13 protein-coding genes are annotated in these 15,306 nt (G+C 70.1%); 4 read left to right on the top strand and 9 right to left on the bottom strand.

Annotated features, from left to right (window positions below; genetic code table 11):
• Positions 1 to 432 precede the first annotated feature (432 nt).
• From ACSP97_RS31320 to ACSP97_RS31295, 6 genes are all read right to left on the bottom strand, one after another.
• Positions 433 to 1,284, bottom strand: a complete 852-nt coding sequence (locus ACSP97_RS31320; protein WP_440555367.1) for a class II fructose-bisphosphate aldolase — start codon at positions 1,282 to 1,284, stop codon at positions 433 to 435.
• Between the two features lie 95 nt (positions 1,285 to 1,379).
• Positions 1,380 to 2,330, bottom strand: coding sequence for a DMT family transporter (locus ACSP97_RS31315; protein WP_355526921.1), 951 nt, complete (start codon positions 2,328 to 2,330; stop codon positions 1,380 to 1,382).
• Entirely contained in the window at positions 2,327 to 3,319 is a 993-nt protein-coding gene (locus tag ACSP97_RS31310; protein ID WP_440555364.1) for a BadF/BadG/BcrA/BcrD ATPase family protein, read from the bottom strand. Before ACSP97_RS31310 ends, ACSP97_RS31315 begins: the two co-directional genes overlap by 4 nt.
• 49 nt (positions 3,320 to 3,368) lie before the next feature.
• Positions 3,369 to 4,532, bottom strand: coding sequence for an SIS domain-containing protein (locus ACSP97_RS31305; RefSeq protein WP_355152778.1), 1,164 nt, complete (start codon positions 4,530 to 4,532; stop codon positions 3,369 to 3,371).
• Complete coding sequence (locus tag ACSP97_RS31300) at positions 4,529 to 5,824, bottom strand: D-tagatose-bisphosphate aldolase, class II, non-catalytic subunit (protein ID WP_440555363.1); 1,296 nt, start codon at positions 5,822 to 5,824, stop codon at positions 4,529 to 4,531. The genes ACSP97_RS31305 and ACSP97_RS31300 overlap by 4 nt, the downstream gene beginning before the upstream one ends.
• A 194-nt stretch (positions 5,825 to 6,018) precedes the next feature.
• Positions 6,019 to 6,807, bottom strand: a complete 789-nt coding sequence (locus tag ACSP97_RS31295; RefSeq protein ID WP_355329514.1) for a GntR family transcriptional regulator — start codon at positions 6,805 to 6,807, stop codon at positions 6,019 to 6,021.
• A 429-nt stretch (positions 6,808 to 7,236) separates the two neighbouring features.
• Between ACSP97_RS31295 and ACSP97_RS31290 the strand changes: the two genes are divergently transcribed.
• From ACSP97_RS31290 to ACSP97_RS31280, 3 genes are all read left to right on the top strand, one after another.
• Positions 7,237 to 9,312: a glycoside hydrolase family 36 protein gene (locus tag ACSP97_RS31290; protein WP_440555360.1), complete on the top strand. Its 2,076-nt coding sequence runs from the start codon at positions 7,237 to 7,239 to the stop codon at positions 9,310 to 9,312.
• A gap of 446 nt (positions 9,313 to 9,758) precedes the next feature.
• Positions 9,759 to 10,730: an MBL fold metallo-hydrolase gene (locus ACSP97_RS31285; protein WP_440555358.1), complete on the top strand. Its 972-nt coding sequence runs from the start codon at positions 9,759 to 9,761 to the stop codon at positions 10,728 to 10,730.
• Positions 10,731 to 10,798: 68 nt separating this feature from the next.
• Positions 10,799 to 11,113, top strand: a complete 315-nt coding sequence (locus ACSP97_RS31280; RefSeq protein WP_440555356.1) for a thiamine pyrophosphate-binding protein — start codon at positions 10,799 to 10,801, stop codon at positions 11,111 to 11,113.
• A 316-nt stretch (positions 11,114 to 11,429) separates the two neighbouring features.
• Here the strand turns inward: ACSP97_RS31280 and ACSP97_RS31275 are convergent, their stop codons facing one another.
• The 3 genes from ACSP97_RS31275 to ACSP97_RS31265 all read right to left on the bottom strand — a co-directional run bounded on the left by ACSP97_RS31275 (position 11,430) and on the right by ACSP97_RS31265 (position 14,012).
• Positions 11,430 to 12,020 carry a TetR/AcrR family transcriptional regulator gene (locus ACSP97_RS31275; protein ID WP_440555354.1) on the bottom strand — a complete coding sequence of 197 codons (591 nt, stop codon included), beginning with the start codon at positions 12,018 to 12,020 and terminating at the stop codon, positions 11,430 to 11,432.
• A gap of 220 nt (positions 12,021 to 12,240) precedes the next feature.
• Positions 12,241 to 13,017 (bottom strand): thioesterase II family protein, encoded by a 777-nt coding sequence (locus tag ACSP97_RS31270; RefSeq protein ID WP_355152787.1) that lies wholly within the window; start codon positions 13,015 to 13,017, stop codon positions 12,241 to 12,243.
• Complete coding sequence (locus tag ACSP97_RS31265; protein WP_355152789.1) at positions 13,014 to 14,012, bottom strand: LLM class flavin-dependent oxidoreductase; 999 nt, start codon at positions 14,010 to 14,012, stop codon at positions 13,014 to 13,016. Before ACSP97_RS31265 ends, ACSP97_RS31270 begins: the two co-directional genes overlap by 4 nt.
• 348 nt (positions 14,013 to 14,360) lie before the next feature.
• On the opposite strand from ACSP97_RS31265, the gene ACSP97_RS31260 reads away from it, so the two are divergent.
• Positions 14,361 to 15,230, top strand: coding sequence for an AfsR/SARP family transcriptional regulator (locus ACSP97_RS31260; protein WP_358269751.1), 870 nt, complete (start codon positions 14,361 to 14,363; stop codon positions 15,228 to 15,230).
• Positions 15,231 to 15,306 lie beyond the last annotated feature (76 nt).

Below are 15,306 nucleotides of genomic sequence, written 5' to 3'. Positions count from 1 at the left end.
AGCAAGGCCAGAGGGTGGCGCGACAGAGCTACCCTCCGCGGGCGCGGGGGCGACCACCGGCGCCTCAACCGCTCGGTCTTCGGTCACGCCGAAGAGGCGTCGTCCCGGCCGACTTCGGCTGTCTGCCCGCTGCTCCTCGAAGACCGCCCGGTGGCCTCCGTGCACGGTGTCGGGCACGCGCTGCCGCCCGAGCGGGGTTCGCACTGGATGACGTACATCGAGGTGGCGGACGCGGAGGAGTCGGTGGAGTGAGCCACCGACCTCGGAGATCACGCCGCCCAGGCCGCTCGGGACGGCGGGCGGGGCCGGGCGGCGGCGTCGGCGGATCCCGGAGGGGCACAATTCGCGCCGGTGGCGTCGGCACCCTCGTGACCACGCGGTCCGCCGTCACCGACTGGGCGACACCAGGTGGCGGGAAAGCTTCGGACCCGCTCAGCCACTCACCACACCGAGAAGGACCCGGACCGTCTCCGCCATCCGCTCCCGGCCCTGGGCGATGTAGGGGCGGGGGTCGGTCAGATCGGGCCGGGCCGCCAGCGCTTCGCGGACCGCGCCGGTGAACGCGACATTGAGAGCGGTACCGATGTTGATCTTCACGATGCCCGCCTGGACGGCTTGTCGCAGATCGTCGTCGCCGACACCCGACGAACCGTGCAGCACCAGAGGTACGGGCACCGCCTCCCTCAGGCGTTTGATGAGCACGTGGTCCAGGGCCGCGGAGCGTTCGGTCATCGCGTGGCTGCTGCCGACGGCGACGGCCAGGGCGTCCACGCCGGTGTCCGCGACATAGCGCGCCGCCTCCTGCGGGTCGGTGCGCACCCCGGCCGCGTGGGCGCTCGCGGGGGCGTCGGGTTTGCCGCCCACATAGCCGAGTTCGGCCTCCAGCCACAGGCCCGCGCCGTGGGCCCACTCGGCCGCGGCGCGGGTGGCGGCGAGGTTCTCGGCGTACGGCTGCGCCCCGGCGTCGAACATCGCGGAGGAGAACCCCGCGTCGGCCGCCGTGCGCAGCAGCCGCATGTCCGTCACATGGTCCATGTGCAGTGCGACGTCGACGTCACAGGCCGTGCCGACCTCGGCCGCCGCCCGCGCGATCGGCTCGACCCGGCCGCCGTGGAACCGTACGGCGTTCTCGCTGATCTGCAGGATCACCCCCGGGGCGCCCGCGGCGACCGCGCCGGCGGTGATCGCCTCGGCGTGCTCCAGCGTGATCACGTTGAACGCCGCGACGGCCCGGCCCGCGGCGGCGGCCTTCGAGACGAGTGCGCGCGTGGGAACCAGGGGCATGAGGGTGTCCCCTCGCTTTCATGTCGGTTCGGTGGGTACGGGCCGGTGTCGGCCCGTACCGCTACGAGGTTCGGGCGGTACGGATAGGTGGGCGATCAGGACTTCTGCGGGGCCGGACTCATGTCCGCGCCGTCCTCCGCCGCCCCCAGGGCCACGGAACTCTCGCCGCTCTTCTCGTCGCTGTAGACCATCAGGGTCGAGCCGGCCAGGGCCAGCACGATGCCGAGGGTGCCCCATACGTTGGGGAGGGTTTGGTAGACCGCCAGGGACAGCACGATGGTCAGCACCGGCGCCAGTGCGTTGGTGACGGGGGCGACCACCGTGGCCTTGCCCCGGCTGAACGCCATGACCAGGAACAGCGCGCCGACCGCGTTGAGGACCTGCGTCACCGCGGTGAGCGCGGGCGCCTGCCATGGGGCGTCGGACGGGAAATCGCCCATCATCACGAACGCCACCGGCACCAGCAGCAGTCCGCTGATGGTCATCCAGCCGAAGGTCGTCGCATCGTTGACCCCGACCACCGCGGCCTTGCGCATGCAGAACGCCTGCACGCCCCAGGCGACGCAGATCAGGATGGCCATCAGCAGCCACGGGCCGTGCGAGTTCGAGTCGTCCTTGGCGCTGGGAATGCTGAGCAGCACGATCGCCGCGAGCGCCGCGACGACACCCACGAGGGCGAGCCGTTTGATCCGCTCACGCAGCAGCGCCATCGCCATGACGACGGTGACCACCGGGGAGAGCGAGACCAGGGGGAAGATCAGGTACGCCGGGCCGTTGGCGAGCGCGTGGAACAGCAGCAGCTGTCCGCCGGCACCGGTCAGTCCCGCGACCAGTCCGTACGCGGCGGCGATCGGTCGGCGGTCGAAGGTGTTGCCGCGCATCGCGAAGTACGCGGGAATGAGCATCGTGAAGGCCCAGATGATGTAGATCATCTCGTTGGGGTAGCCGTACCTGCTGTTCGGCTCGCTGGAGAAGGCGCCCCACACACCCCAGAACAGGACCAGCAGCGATGCGTACACGATCCAGCTCTTTGTGCCTCTGTTCATCGGTCGTCCTCTCCTGAGGCAGGGGTTCCGGGGGCCGTGCGCAGCGCGTCGAGCGCGGGCTGGTCGAGCTGGGTTCCGGCGAGTTTTGCCGCGTACAGGGCGGCGCCTACGACAGGCTCGTAGAGAGGGTGTCGCAGCTCATAGGGGGTAAAACGATTCTTCAGTCCGGAGGCGAACGTCTCCAGAACCGTGCGGGCGCCGAAGGTGCCGCCGGAGTAGGAGACCGGCACGGTCTCGTCCGGGCCGAACTCCAGCCGCTCGCGGGTGACTTCGACGAGCAGGGCGAGTTCGCGGCCGGCGTCGGTGAGGATCCGCGTGGCGACCTCGTCGCCCAGAGCGGCCGCCTCGGCCACCGATCGGCTGAGCGCGGCGATCCGGCTCCGGTCGCCCTGCCACTGGTTGTGGACGACGTCGATCACGTCGAGGTCGGACGCCAGATCCAGGTGGCGCCGGAACACCTCGGCCAGGGGGCCCTCGGGGAGTCGCCCGTCGCTCATCCGTGAGAAGGCGTTGAGGCCCCGGACCGCGATCCAGTGCGCCGATCCCTCGTCGCCGAACATCTCGCTCCAACCACCGATGCGCACGCCCCGGCCCAGTCGTTCGCCGTAGGTCATCGAACCGGTGCCACTGATGACGTTGATGCCGTCGACCGCGCCCAGCGAACCCGCCCAGCCGCAGACCATGTCGTTGTCGCAGGCGTAGCGGTCGTGCCCGAGCACCGCTCGCGGGGTCGCGTTCAGGACGGGCAGATCCCGGGCCGCCTCCCCGTAACCGGGCAGCCCGAAAAAGGCGTACTCGATGTCGGCAGGGGTCAGCCCGGCCTCCGCGCAGACAGCTTCGACGCCTTCCTTCAGCACACGCTCGACAAGCTCGATGCCGTGGGAGAAGTAGTACGAACTTGCCGCCTGCGCTCGCGCCACGACTTGTCCGGACCGGTCGACCATGCAGAACGCGGTTTTCGTACCGCCACCGTCGACACCTAGGAACATCGTTGTACCTCCGTCCGGCGCCCTCGAACCGCGCCGTCGATGCCTTTGATCAGTTGTGCAAGGAGTGCACGGTCACGCCCTGCACCACGCGGTTGATCTCACCCGAGGGGAACGGGTTGTCGGGCCGCAGGCCCCGGGCCAGAGAGGCACGTAGGGCGATGAGCTGGGCGTACACCACGGCGGACAGCGCCAGGGCGGCGTCCTCGACGCCATCGAGGCCCGGAAGCGGCCAGGCGTCGGTGCCTGTGCCCTCCGTTCCGGCGCCGGAGTCCGCGCAGACCGTGACGACGCTGCCGGCGGGCAGATTTCCGCGCAGCTCCGCATAGATGTCCTGGTCGTACTTGCGGGTGTACGGGTCGTTCGACATGTACACCACCGCGACCGCGCGGTCGTTGAGCACCGCCTTGGGACCGTGCCGGAATCCCAGCGAGGATTCCGCGACGGCCATGAGCGTCCCACCGGTGAGTTCGAGCACCTTCAGCGCCGACTCCTCGGCGAGGCCCTTCAGCGGGCCGCTGCCGAGGAAGACCATCCGCTCGGGAGCGCGCTCCAGGAGGGCGCCGACGGTCCGGTCGACAGCGCTGCTGTCGGTGATCGACTCGGCTGCCCGGGCCAGGCGTTCGGCGATGCCGTCGTAGGCGCTGCCGCCCAGGGCGAGCAGTGCCGCGAGTGTCATGCACGTGAAGCTCGACGTCATGGCGAAGCCGCGGTCGTTGGACCCGGGCGGCATCAACAGCACGTGGGACTTCGGCAGCTCCGCGTGTTCGCGCGCCAGGCGGCCCTGCTCGTTGCAGGTGATCACGAGGTGGTGCACCTCGGAGAGAACCTGGTCGGCCAGGGCGGTGGCGGCCACTGACTCGGGGCTGTCGCCCGACCGTGCGAAGGAGACCAGCAGCGTGGGCACGTCCTCGGCGAGACAGCCGCGGGGGTCGGCGACGAGGTCCGTGGTGGCAACCGCGTCGACGCGCCGTCCCAGACGCCGGGCCAGGGCGGGCTGGAGCACCTGGCCGGCGAAGGCGGAGGTGCCGGCGCCGGTGAGCACCACGCGTAGGTCGCCGCGGGCGAAGAGCGGACGCAGGAAGGCGTCCAGCGAGTCCCGGGAGGCCGAGACGATCCGGTCGACCTCGCGCCACAGCGCGGGCTGCTGGGTGATCTCGCGGACGGTGTGGGCAGCGCCGTCGTCCAAGGACAGCGTGCCGGAGGGCGTGGTCACACGTGCTCCTTCTGGTTCGGGCGGGAGGCGCGGTCGTAGTCGCGCAGAACATCGCGGACGTGGTCCACGGCCAGGTCGCGCGGCCGGGCGGCGAGCTCGCCGCGACGGACCCGGGCGTACTGGAGCGGAAGATGTGCGCTGAGCAGCGGCAGGGGGATGTCCACGGCCGAGAGGTTGTCCAGGAGCCGGGCCTGGGCCTTTTCGATCTCGGGGTCGGGCCAGTAGTAGCGCATTCGGTCGCTGTAGCTGTAGCGGCGTGCGAGGCGCTGCTCGGCGGCGCCGCCCGGGTAGTAGCCCTCCCATCTGGCCGGCTCCGCGAGCATCCGCTGCTCGACGACCTCGGCAAGCCGTGACCGCTCGGCGGCCGACACCAGTTCGTCCTCGATCGCGGCGAGGGCGAACAGCGCCTCGCGCAGGGCGAAGGTCAGCCCGGGGCCCACCTTGAGGACCGCCCAGTGGTCCTCGACCAGCGCGGTGAGCGCCTCGACGGTCTGGTAGTCGGTCGAGTGGGCCTCGTAGACCATGGTGGGCTCGTCGTCGAGGACCTTGCGCAGCTCCTCGGTCAGCTCCCGCCGGTAGTCGACGACCTGAAGGTGGTCGAACTCGACGGCCGGCTGGACGACGAGGGCCATGACACGCGGCCAGACCTCGTCGATGCCGTGCCGGGCGAACGCCTTGCGGTGCTGCTCCAGAGTGGTGCGCGCCGCCTCGGGCGTGGTCGGGACGAGAGTGCCGAGCGTCTCGTGCGCGCCGCCGGGCGTGGGCACCTCGGTACCGATCACGTACCGGATCCGCTCGGTCCGCTCGGGGCCGGCCGTCTCCTCCGCCACCCGGATCAGCCTCGCGGCGCGTTCGGCGACCACGTCGTCGGTCAGCGGTACGGGGTCACCGGCGCACGCGAAGCTGCAGTCCAGGTGGATCTTTGTGAAGTCCGCCGCCACGTAGGCGGCGACCAGGGCGTCGGCCCGTTCCATCGCCTCGTCGGGAGTCAGGGACCGCCACCGGTTCGGTCCCAGGTGGTCGCCGCCGAGAATCACGCGGTCCAGTGGCAGACCATTTTCGGCGGCGATGCGGTACACGAGGTCGCGGAAGTCCGCGGGCAGCATGCCCGTGTAACCGCCGTACTGGTCGACCTGGTTCGAGGTCGCCTCCACCAGTACATGACCGCCGCTCTCCCGTGCTTGCACCACGGCGGCCTCGATGACCAGTGGATGTGCCGAACACACCGAGGTGATGCCCTGCGGCTGTCCGGCCTTCTGACGCCGGACCACCTCGCTCAATGGGCTCTGCATTGCCAACCCCTTACTCAACGTGCATTTCGAGCCCTTTCGCCGCGTTGGCCCGGAGCCCAGTCGGGACAGTACTGGTCTCATCAGTGGGCCGTCAATAGTCTTATTCTGGTATGCAACTGGTATTGACCGGGGTACACGTCCGCCCCGCAGTTGGCACGTGGTGAGGGAGGAGAGCCTCCGTGACCTGAGGTCAATCAGCCCTGATTGGTGATGGAGGCCCGGAACCGATAGCGGTCCCCCCGGTAGACCTGGACGGTCAGTTCGATCGGGCGTGATTCCTGGTTCGACGTCAGCTGGGTCGCGACGAGCATCGGCATGGTCTCCCCGATCTCGAACAGCTCGATCTCCCGTGGCGTCGGGTGGCGGGCCTCGACCGAATAGTCGGCGACGCGGGGCAACTGCGGCGGGTCGGCGGCGCGCAGGGTGGCGTAGAGCGAGGCCGTGCTGAAGTCGGTTTCGGCCAGGGCCGGGCAGGCCGCCAAAGGGAGCCGGTTGTGCTCGAGCACGACCAGCAGACCGTCGAGGAAGCGCAGCCGGTGGAGGTCGAAGAGGTCGGCGCCCGGAGCGATCCGGAGTTGCTCGGCCTCGGACACCGTGGCCGGGCGGACGGTGGCGGAGAGCACCTTGCTGGCCGTCGTCAAGCCGTTGGCCTGGGCATAGTCGGCGAACCCCTGGACCTGCGGGGCCACCGAGCCGGACGTCACCGGCGTCTCGGGGAGCAGACCGAGCTCGGCGACGAACCACCCGCGCGACGACGACGGCCGCACGATGCCCCGTGACTCCAATTGCGCGAGGGCCGATCGCAGCGTCACGCGCGACACGGCGTACCGCTCGACCAGAGCCCGCTCGGAGGGCAGCCGGTCACCGGGGCGGGCGGCAGCGGCGCGCAGGTCCTCGAGCAGCTGCGCGGCCGTGCGCTCGTACAACGGGAGGGCATCGTCCCCGAACAGACCTCTGGGCATCGGCGTTCTCGCATCCGTCATACCAGAAAGATACCAATTCGATCGACGGGGCGAACCCTCATCCGGGAGGCCCACCCGTTGACATGCCACTCGAATACCACTTACGTTCTCGCAGCAGGCCACCCGGTGATGAGGAAGTCGCCCGTGAGCGACCTTACGTTTCGCCGTGCCCCGGGCACCCTCCGTGATCGAGGCGGTGTTGTAGCAGCTCACCGAAGACGGCCGCGCACCGCCGCCGGAGGCGACCTCGCACCGGGGTGCCCGTTCGGACGCCACGCCGTCCCCCGACCCCACCCGACCCACTGCGAAAACCAGTAGCAGACCAGGCATCGACCAGACTTACGGACGGTCGCTTCGCCGCGAGCACGCGGCTCGACTCTGAACGATCCACCACGACGGACAGAAGGCAGCTGCCCCAGCCGGGCACGCACGATCGAAAGAGAGTTCGACATGACGGACATGAACCGGCGAAGCGTACTGAAGGTCGCGCTGGGGGGTGCCGGCCTGGCCGCCCTCCCCACCGTGGCCATGAACGCCTCACCCGCGGCCGCCGCACCGAACTCGGATCCCGACATCGTCGGAGTGGGCGACACCTCCATCACCCTGGAGTTCGACGACCAACTGCGAAGCCGGGTGGCACTGAAGGGCGTCGACCTCACCCGCTTCGACGCCGGCGAAGCCCTGCTGGTGGGCGACAAGGCCATCGAGGCGTTCGCCTACCGCGGACACCGGACCGGCGCCACCCGGCACCCCCGCCACGGCGCGGGCGTCCGGGTGACGATCGAGGGCACGTCCGAGGAAGGCGTGCACAAGACGGTCGAGCTGACCTCCTTCGAGCGTCTGACCGGCATGATCGTGATGAAGGTGACCTACACCAACCGGTCCTCCACCGCGCTGGAGGTCACCGGGTGGCGCAACGGAGCCCATGAACTCCTGGAGACCCCCGGCGGCTTCTACACCTTCTCCGGCACCACGTACACGGACCGCCGCGACTGGGTGATGCCGGTGAAGGACGGCTACGCCCAGGAGAACTCGCTGGGGATGGACTCCTCCGACTACGGCGGCGGCACCCCGCTGGCGACCGTCTGGCGCCGGGGCGCGGGCCTTTCCGTCGGACACGTCGAGCCTGTGGCGACGATTCTGCGGATGCCGGTCCGCAAGACGGCCGACGGCGCGAGCATCGCCATCCAGGACGACACGGCCCGCACCCTGAAGCCGGGCCGTCGGCTCAGCACCAGCACCACGTTCCTGACCGCCCTCCCGGGCGACCACTTCGTGCCGCTCCGGCGGTACCGCGACTACATGAGCGACATCGGCCAGCGCGCTCCCAAGGTCCCCGCCTCGGCCTTCGAGCCCATCTGGTGTGCCTGGGGCTACGAGCGCGACTTCACCGTCGAGCAGGTCACCGCAACGCTGCCGAAGGTGGGCGAGGTCGGCCTGCGCTGGGTCGTGCTCGACGACGGCTGGCAGACCAACGAGGGCGACTGGGACATCAACACGACGAAGTTCCCGCGCGGTGAAGCGGACATGCGGGCCTTCACCAAGGAGATACGGGACGCCGGCCTGCGACCGCGCCTGTGGTGGGCCCCGCTCGCGGCGGACCCCGACAGCAACCTGCTCCGGGACCGCTCCGACATGCTGTTGCTGGACCGCGACGGCAACAGGCAGGACGTCACCTGGTGGGACGCCTATACGCTCTGCCCCGCCTACCAGCCGACCGTGGACTACTTCGTCGAGCAGGCGAAGAGGTTCATCGGCGACTGGGGCTACGAGGGGCTCAAGATCGACGGCCAGCACCTCAACAGCGTCGCACCCTGCTACAACCCGAAGCACCGGCACGCCCGCCCCGAGGAGTCCACCGAGGGCCTGGCGCGGTTCTGGAAGGCGATCCACGAAGCCGCGCGCGCGGCGAACCCCGACGCGCTCGTCGAACTCTGCCCCTGCGGCACCGCCTTCGCCTTCCACAACCTGCCCTACGTCGACCAGTACCCCGGCTCGGACCCGGAGTCCTCCTACCAGGTCCGGAGCAAGGGCAAGTCGATGAAGGCGCTGATGGGCGCGGGCAGCAGCTACTCCGGCGACCACGTCGAACTGAGCGACAACGGCGACGACTTCGCCTCCTCCTACGGGGTCGGAGCCGTCCTGTCGACCAAGTTCACCCTCCCCGGCGCCGGAGCCCCGGACAAGGCGACCGACCTCACCTCGGAGAAGGAGGTCCTCTGGCGCAAGTGGGTGTCCCTGTACGAGAAGAACATGCTGCCCACCGGTGAGTACCGCGGCGAGCTGTACGACATCGGCTTCGACAAGCCCGAGGCGCATGTCGTGGCCACGAAGCGGACCCTCCACTACGCCTTCTATGCCGACCAGTGGGACGGAACGGTCGAGCTGCGCGGTCTGGGCCGCACGCGGTACCGCCTGACCGACCCGTTCACCGGCAAGTCGCTCGGAACTGCCACTGCCCAGCACAACACCGTGAAGCTGTCCTTCGAGCGGTTCCAGCTCATCGTGGCCGAGCCCATCGGCTGATCGGCGGACAGCCGTGGCGACGCTCTTCGATCAAGCGAGGGTGCCACAGGCCTGCCGGGCCCCGCTTCCCCCGGCAGGTCAGGTGGCGGCTCGGACCCGGTACGGCCGGTAAGGACGCGCTGGTCCCGGGCGTCGCCGTCGGTCAGCTGGCGGACCGGCACGGGGCTCAGCAAGGCCGGCGGCAGCCTGCGCCAGAGCAACCTGGGCGCCGCGCTCGGCTGGGACCGCACCCGCATCCAGCGCCGCCACCTGGTCCGGTCGAGGCGCCCACGCCGGGAAAAAAGCGATCGATCGTTCTCCTTGACAGTCCCCATGGGTGGGTGCAGCATAAAAAGCAACGATCGTTCGTTTTTGTATGACTCGCGGGAGACCTGCCTCAGCACCCCGCCCAGCAGCCGCTCCCCCTTAAGCGGCCACCACACGACGACAGCCAAGGAGTGGGCATCGTGAAGAAATGGCCCCTCGTGGCCGCGGCCGCAGTACCCGCCGTGCACCTGGTCCGCCGGCTCAGCTCCCCGGCGCTTCCGCCGCCCGCCGCGCTACCCCCGTCGGTTCCGATCCCCGAGGCGACACCACCGGCGGGCATGGACCTGGTCGCGGTCCCCACCGGCGTCAACTACAGGGTCGCCGCGTACGCGTACAGCGGCGGATCTCTCTTCGACAGGCGGGACTTCTACATCGGCGCCGCGCTCATCAAGCACCCCCAGGGTGACCTCCTGGTCGACTCCGGCTTCGGACGCGACATCGCCAAGCAGTTCGCCACGATGCCCCGGCTGTTCCAGAGGCTGACCAAATACGAGGTCTGGAAGCCCGCCGTCGAGCAACTCGAGGCGGCCGGGTACGACTTCGGCCGGCTGTCCGGCATCCTGCTCACCCACGCGCACTGGGACCACATGAGCGGCATCACCGACTTCCCCGACCTGCCGGTCCTCATCTCCGCGCGCGACCACGCCGCGTTCCACAACCCGGAGATGTTCGGCAACTTCCGCGGCTACTTCCAGGACACGCCGTTCAACTGGCAGGAGTTCGGCTTCGAGGGCGGCCCCTACCTCGGCTTTCCGCGCCACCACGACGTGTACGGGGACGGATCGATCGTCTGCGTACCCGCTCCCGGACACACGCCGGGCAGCGTCATCGTCTTCGTGACCCTGCCGAACCAGGTGCGCTACGCCCTGGTAGGTGATCTGGTGTGGCAGCGCGAGGGACTCACCCGCCGTCTGGAGCGCCCCTTCCTCATCAGGCGCCTGGGGGACTTCGACGCCGAGGGCAACCGCCAGAACATCCTGCGCATGGCGGCCGTCATGCAGCGCATCCCCGACCTGATCGTCGTCCCGGCGCATGACCAGCGCGCGTTCGCCGAAATGAGCCAACTCCCGAACGTCACGACCCGGGGCCTGACCCTCACCCCCCACCTCTGACGCGACAACGAGCCAACACCGCGCGCAGCACAAGCCCCGTATCCGCCACCGTCAGAGCTGCATACGCGGTGGGCCGGGCGTTGAAGGACAACGGCATCGACCGCGTCTTCCCCGTCACCGGCGGCGACCTGCTGCTGTGGCGGGCGCTGCGGGATCAAGGCATCGCCATGCACCTTGCCCGCAGCGAAGCCGCGTCCGTCGTGATGGCCGACGCCTACGCCCGCGTGACCGGCAAGCGCGCAGTCGTGTACGGGCAGTGGAGCCCGGCGCGGCGAACGTCGCGGCGGCGCTGGCGGACGCCTGGTGGGCGCGCAGGCCGGTGGTCGCCCTCACCAGCACGGTATCGACGAAGGTGGAGTACAAGTCGGAGTACCAGGAGCTGAACCAGCCTCCGATGTTCCAGCCGGTCACGAAGTGGCAGGCTCGCGTCACCCGCGCCGAGCGAGCCGGCGAACTCGTCGCCCAGGCCTTGCGGAACGCGGTCGCGGGCTCTCCCGGCCCAGGACTCGGCGCTCGCGTCGGCGCCCTCAAGACTGAGGAAGACGACCCGGAGCGGTTCAACCTCGGGCCCCTGCAAGGGTTCGTCGTTGATCGTCAGACACAGGGCGCGGCCCTTTTCGGCGCGGGCGAACGAGACCGTCCACACGTTCGGGGAGTGCCGCTGCCGCCATGGGTTCCCCCGCCCATCGAAGGCCGCTGTCAGTCCGGCCACAGAGCGCGGACGGCGCCCGGAAGCCCTTCCACCACCGCCGGGCCGAGCGTGGCCAGTTGCAGGATGTAGCCCGGGACACTCGCGACGATCACCTGGGTCAGCTGAGCGGCGGGGACCTCGGCGGGGAGGCCGCCAGTCTCCTGGCGCTCCCGGACTATGTCAGCCAGTTCCGCGGTCACGTCGGCGAGGGTGCTCTTGATCCGCTCGGCGAGGGTGGGGTCGCGCAGGGACTCCGCCCACACCAGCAGGGCGATGGCGGCGAAGCCGTCTTCCTCGTGCTTCGCCTTGATCACCTGGAAGATGCGGGCGAGCAGTTCGCCGATGCCGGCGGCGGGCTTGACGGCGGTCATCCGGCGGACCTCGCCTGTCACCTCCGCGAGGTTCTCCTCGGCGATGGCGATGATCATGTCCTGCTTGCCGGGAAAGTACCGGTAGACCGCCCCCGAGGACAGGCCCACCTCGGCCAGCAGATCCTGCATGGACGTGCCGTGAAAACCGTCACGTACGAAACAGCGCCTGGCGGCGGCGAGGATCTCGGCGCGGCGGGCGTCCCGGTACTGCTGGCTCACTTTCGGCATACCTCCAGGATACTCCAAAAGCGATTAATCGTTTTCCTTTTTGGCAGCCCGGACCCTTCACTGCGGTTGTCTTCGCCGGGAACCCACCCGACCGCTTCCGCGGAGCCCGTCAGCGATGACAGTGGCCCTCATCCCGTTACCCCCGACCGCTGGGGCTGGACGTGACGCCTGACCGGAGGCACGCACGGTCGTGCTTGCGGGGGCCTCGTCGTGCCGGTCGTCAGATCCGGGCGGACAGGCGGCGCAGATGGCGGTCCAGGCTGTGCTGGAGGGTCGCGGTGTGCTCGAACAGGTAGAAGTGCCCGCCGGGGAACTCGGTCGCGCCGAGGAAGTCGGCCGAGTGATCCGCCCAGGCGGCCATGGCGCCGGGTGCCACGATGGGGTCGGCGGTGCCGCAGTAGGCCGCGACCGGGCAGGGCGCCGGTTCGCCGTCCTCGCGCAGGCTGCCCGCGGCCAGGAAGTCTGCGCGCAGCGCGGGCATGATCGAGGCGAGAGTGGCCGGGTCGAGCGTCGCACCCTCTGGCATCAGCCCCAACTGGCTGACTCGGTCGAGGAGTTCGGCGTCCGACATGGTGGCGACCCGGTCCAGTTCGGCGGCCGGTTCCAGGGCCGGGGCCCAGGCCGAGGCGGCGAGGAGCGCGGGGGCCGGAAGTCCGTTCCACGCGGCGGCTACGGACAGCCGGTAGGCGAGCAGCGCCCCGAAGCTGTGGCCGAACAGAAGATAGGGCCGGCCGTCCAGTTCGGCCTCGAAGACCTCCAGGAGCGCGTCCAGCAGTGGGTCCAGGTCGGTGAACGGCTCCTCGCCCAACCGCTCCTGCCGGCCGGGCAGTTGCAGGGTGCGCACGTCCATCGTGGAGGGCAGGGTGGCGGCCCACGCCTGGTAGGCCGGGGCGGTGCCGCCGGCGTGCGGGAACAGGAACACCTGGTGGTCGGCGTGGGGATCGGCCCCGGCGGTGGTGAACCAGCGGGCACGTCGGGTGCTGCCGGTGGCGCTCATGTGCTCTCCTGATCTGTCTGGCGGGCCGTGGAGACGAGGACGTCCGCGATCTCCCGCAGGTGTGTCTCCGGTCGCAGCGATCCGATGCGCAGCAGGATGTGGCGGGCGCCTGCCCGCACATAGTCGGCGAGGCGCTGGGCGCAGTGCTCGCTGGGACCCCAGGCGTAGGCGCACAGGGCCGACATCTGTTCCAGGGCACGCCCATAGCAGTGTTCGAGGTAGTCGTCCAGCTCGACCCTGGCGCGCTGCTCGTCCGGGCCGACCGTGACCGTCAGGTACAGGGCCGGGGTCACCGCGCCGGCCCGGCGTCCCGCGCGCCGGCAGAGGTCCTCCAGGCGGCGCCGGGCGCCGGCGTAGGACTCGGCCGAGGTACGGGAGGACAGCCAGCCGTCGTAGAGGCGGGCCGCCCGTTCGAGTGTGCGGGCGCTGTCGGTGCCGGTGGCGAGCCACATCGGGGGCCCGTCGGGTGCGGCCGGGCAGATCAGCCGGTCCAGGTTCTCCGCCTGCCAGTGCCGGCCCGCGAAGTGGTTGGGTGCGCCGGGCCGGGTACTGCTCCAGGCTGTCCGCCACAGTGCGGTGACCTCGTCGAGGGCGCCGGCCCGGACGGCCGCCGGGTCGCCCGCGTCGGCCGGTTCCCCGTCGGTGTCCGGCACCGGGAAGCCGGGCCCGACCCCGAGGACGAGCCGGCCGGAGCTGACGTGGTCCAGGCTGCTGACCATGCTCGCGGCCGTGAGCGGGTGCCGCAGCGCCGGCGCCATGGCCGCGGTGCCCAGCAGCACCCGGCGGGTCACCGCGCCTACCGCGGACAGCACCACCAGGGGGTCGAGCCGCGGGCGTGCGGTGAGCGAGTCGCCCGTCCACAGGGAGTCGAAGCCGAGCTGTTCGGCGCGCCGTGCGAAGTCCAGCAGGGAGGAGGCGCTGTGCTCGCCGAGGATCGCCTGCTCGCGGGTCGGCAGCAGGACCCCCACGCGCAGCGGCTCACGGACGGCCCCCATCGGGCACCTCTTTCTCTGGTCGCGGTCGGCGGTACCGGCGATCCAAGCAACCGCACCTGACAGATTACTGATCGCGCAATGAAAGAGTGCGCGGCGATGTGGAATCCGTCGGCTCGGCGTCCTAACCGGCCGTGGCTGGGCTCGATAATCGGCAGCCCGGCGTAAGAAACACGCAATCCAGATGTCCGCTATGAACCTGTTCGCCCCCACATTACCGGCGGAAACCAGCATTGTTTCAATGGACATTCACTGGCTTGGAAGGGACGGCATCCCCATGTCGATACTTGCGGTTGCGAAGGTTACCGGAGTCAATTAAAGGAACCGCGTACGGCACGGCAGGAGGACAAAGTGATCAGCTATTCGCAGATCGAGGATGCCTATCCGAACAACGAACGGAGGCTGCCTTCCCTGCCTTCGGAGCACAGCGAAGTCCAGACCCGTCCGATGTGCGCGTTCCTCGGCCCCCTGGAGGTGCGCACCGGCGGCCGTACGCACACCGTGGGCGGCAACCGGCAGCGCACCCTGCTGGCGGCGCTGCTGGTGAGTCCCGGCCGGCCGCTGGCCGCCGAGCAGCTGTACGCCGAGCTGTGGGGGGAGAACCCCCCGCCCACCTTCGAGAACTCGCTCCAGGCCCACGTCTACCGGTTGCGGCGGACCCTCCAGCAGCTGGCGGGACCGGACGGGCGGGCGCCCGAGCTGCTCACGCGCTCGTCGGGGTACGTGCTGGAGCTGGGCGGCGAGGAGACGGACGCGGCAGCCTTCCGGCGGCTGGTCGGCCAGGCCCGCGCCTGTGCCCGGCACGCTCCCGAGCGGGCACACCGCCTGCTCGGCGAGGCGCTGGCGCTGTGGCGCGGCGCACCCTTCCAGGACGTCGCCCGGGGGCCCATGCTGCAGAGCGTGGCGCTGGCGCTGGAGGAGGAACAGCTGTGCGCGGTCGAGGACAAGCTGTGGCTGGAGATTCAGCTGGCGGATCCGGTGCACAGCATCGGTGAGCTCAAGCGCATGCGCACCATCCACCCCTGGCGGGAGCGGCTGACGGAGATGCTCATGCTGGCCCTGTACCGGACCGGGCGGCAGGCCGAGGCGGTGGAGACCTACAACAGCACGCGGCGCCGGCTGGCGAGCGAGCTGGGCATGGAGCCTTCGCTCAGGCTGCGCCAGCGGTTCCAGCAGATCCTCAACCAGGCACCCTCGCTGGACGCCGCCGTGCCCGTGTAGCGGCGGCGCCGAAGAGCTGCGGTACCGATGCGACGAGGCTGCGGCAGTACGCCCGGAAAACCGCCGGGGGCGTACT

Origin of the sequence: Streptomyces sp. SCPE 10 (assembly GCF_051980735.1) — a bacterium.
Lineage (GTDB): Bacteria > Actinomycetota > Actinomycetes > Streptomycetales > Streptomycetaceae > Streptomyces > Streptomyces misionensis.
Note: the sequence above shows the minus strand (reverse complement) of the source record. Positions and strands in the feature narration are given on the sequence as shown.

Coding starts and splice junctions, on each gene's coding strand:
- ACSP97_RS31270 (WP_355152787.1), bottom strand. CDS start 13,017: ATGAGCGCCACCGGCAGCACCCGACGTGCCCGCTGGTTCACCACCGCC.
- ACSP97_RS31265 (WP_355152789.1), bottom strand. CDS start 14,012: ATGGGGGCCGTCCGTGAGCCGCTGCGCGTGGGGGTCCTGCTGCCGACC.
- ACSP97_RS31295 (WP_355329514.1), bottom strand. CDS start 6,807: ATGACGGATGCGAGAACGCCGATGCCCAGAGGTCTGTTCGGGGACGAT.
- ACSP97_RS31300 (WP_440555363.1), bottom strand. CDS start 5,824: ATGCAGAGCCCATTGAGCGAGGTGGTCCGGCGTCAGAAGGCCGGACAG.
- ACSP97_RS31315 (WP_355526921.1), bottom strand. CDS start 2,330: ATGAACAGAGGCACAAAGAGCTGGATCGTGTACGCATCGCTGCTGGTC.
- ACSP97_RS31320 (WP_440555367.1), bottom strand. CDS start 1,284: ATGCCCCTGGTTCCCACGCGCGCACTCGTCTCGAAGGCCGCCGCCGCG.
- ACSP97_RS31310 (WP_440555364.1), bottom strand. CDS start 3,319: ATGTTCCTAGGTGTCGACGGTGGCGGTACGAAAACCGCGTTCTGCATG.
- ACSP97_RS31275 (WP_440555354.1), bottom strand. CDS start 12,020: ATGCCGAAAGTGAGCCAGCAGTACCGGGACGCCCGCCGCGCCGAGATC.
- ACSP97_RS31290 (WP_440555360.1), top strand. CDS start 7,237: ATGACGGACATGAACCGGCGAAGCGTACTGAAGGTCGCGCTGGGGGGT.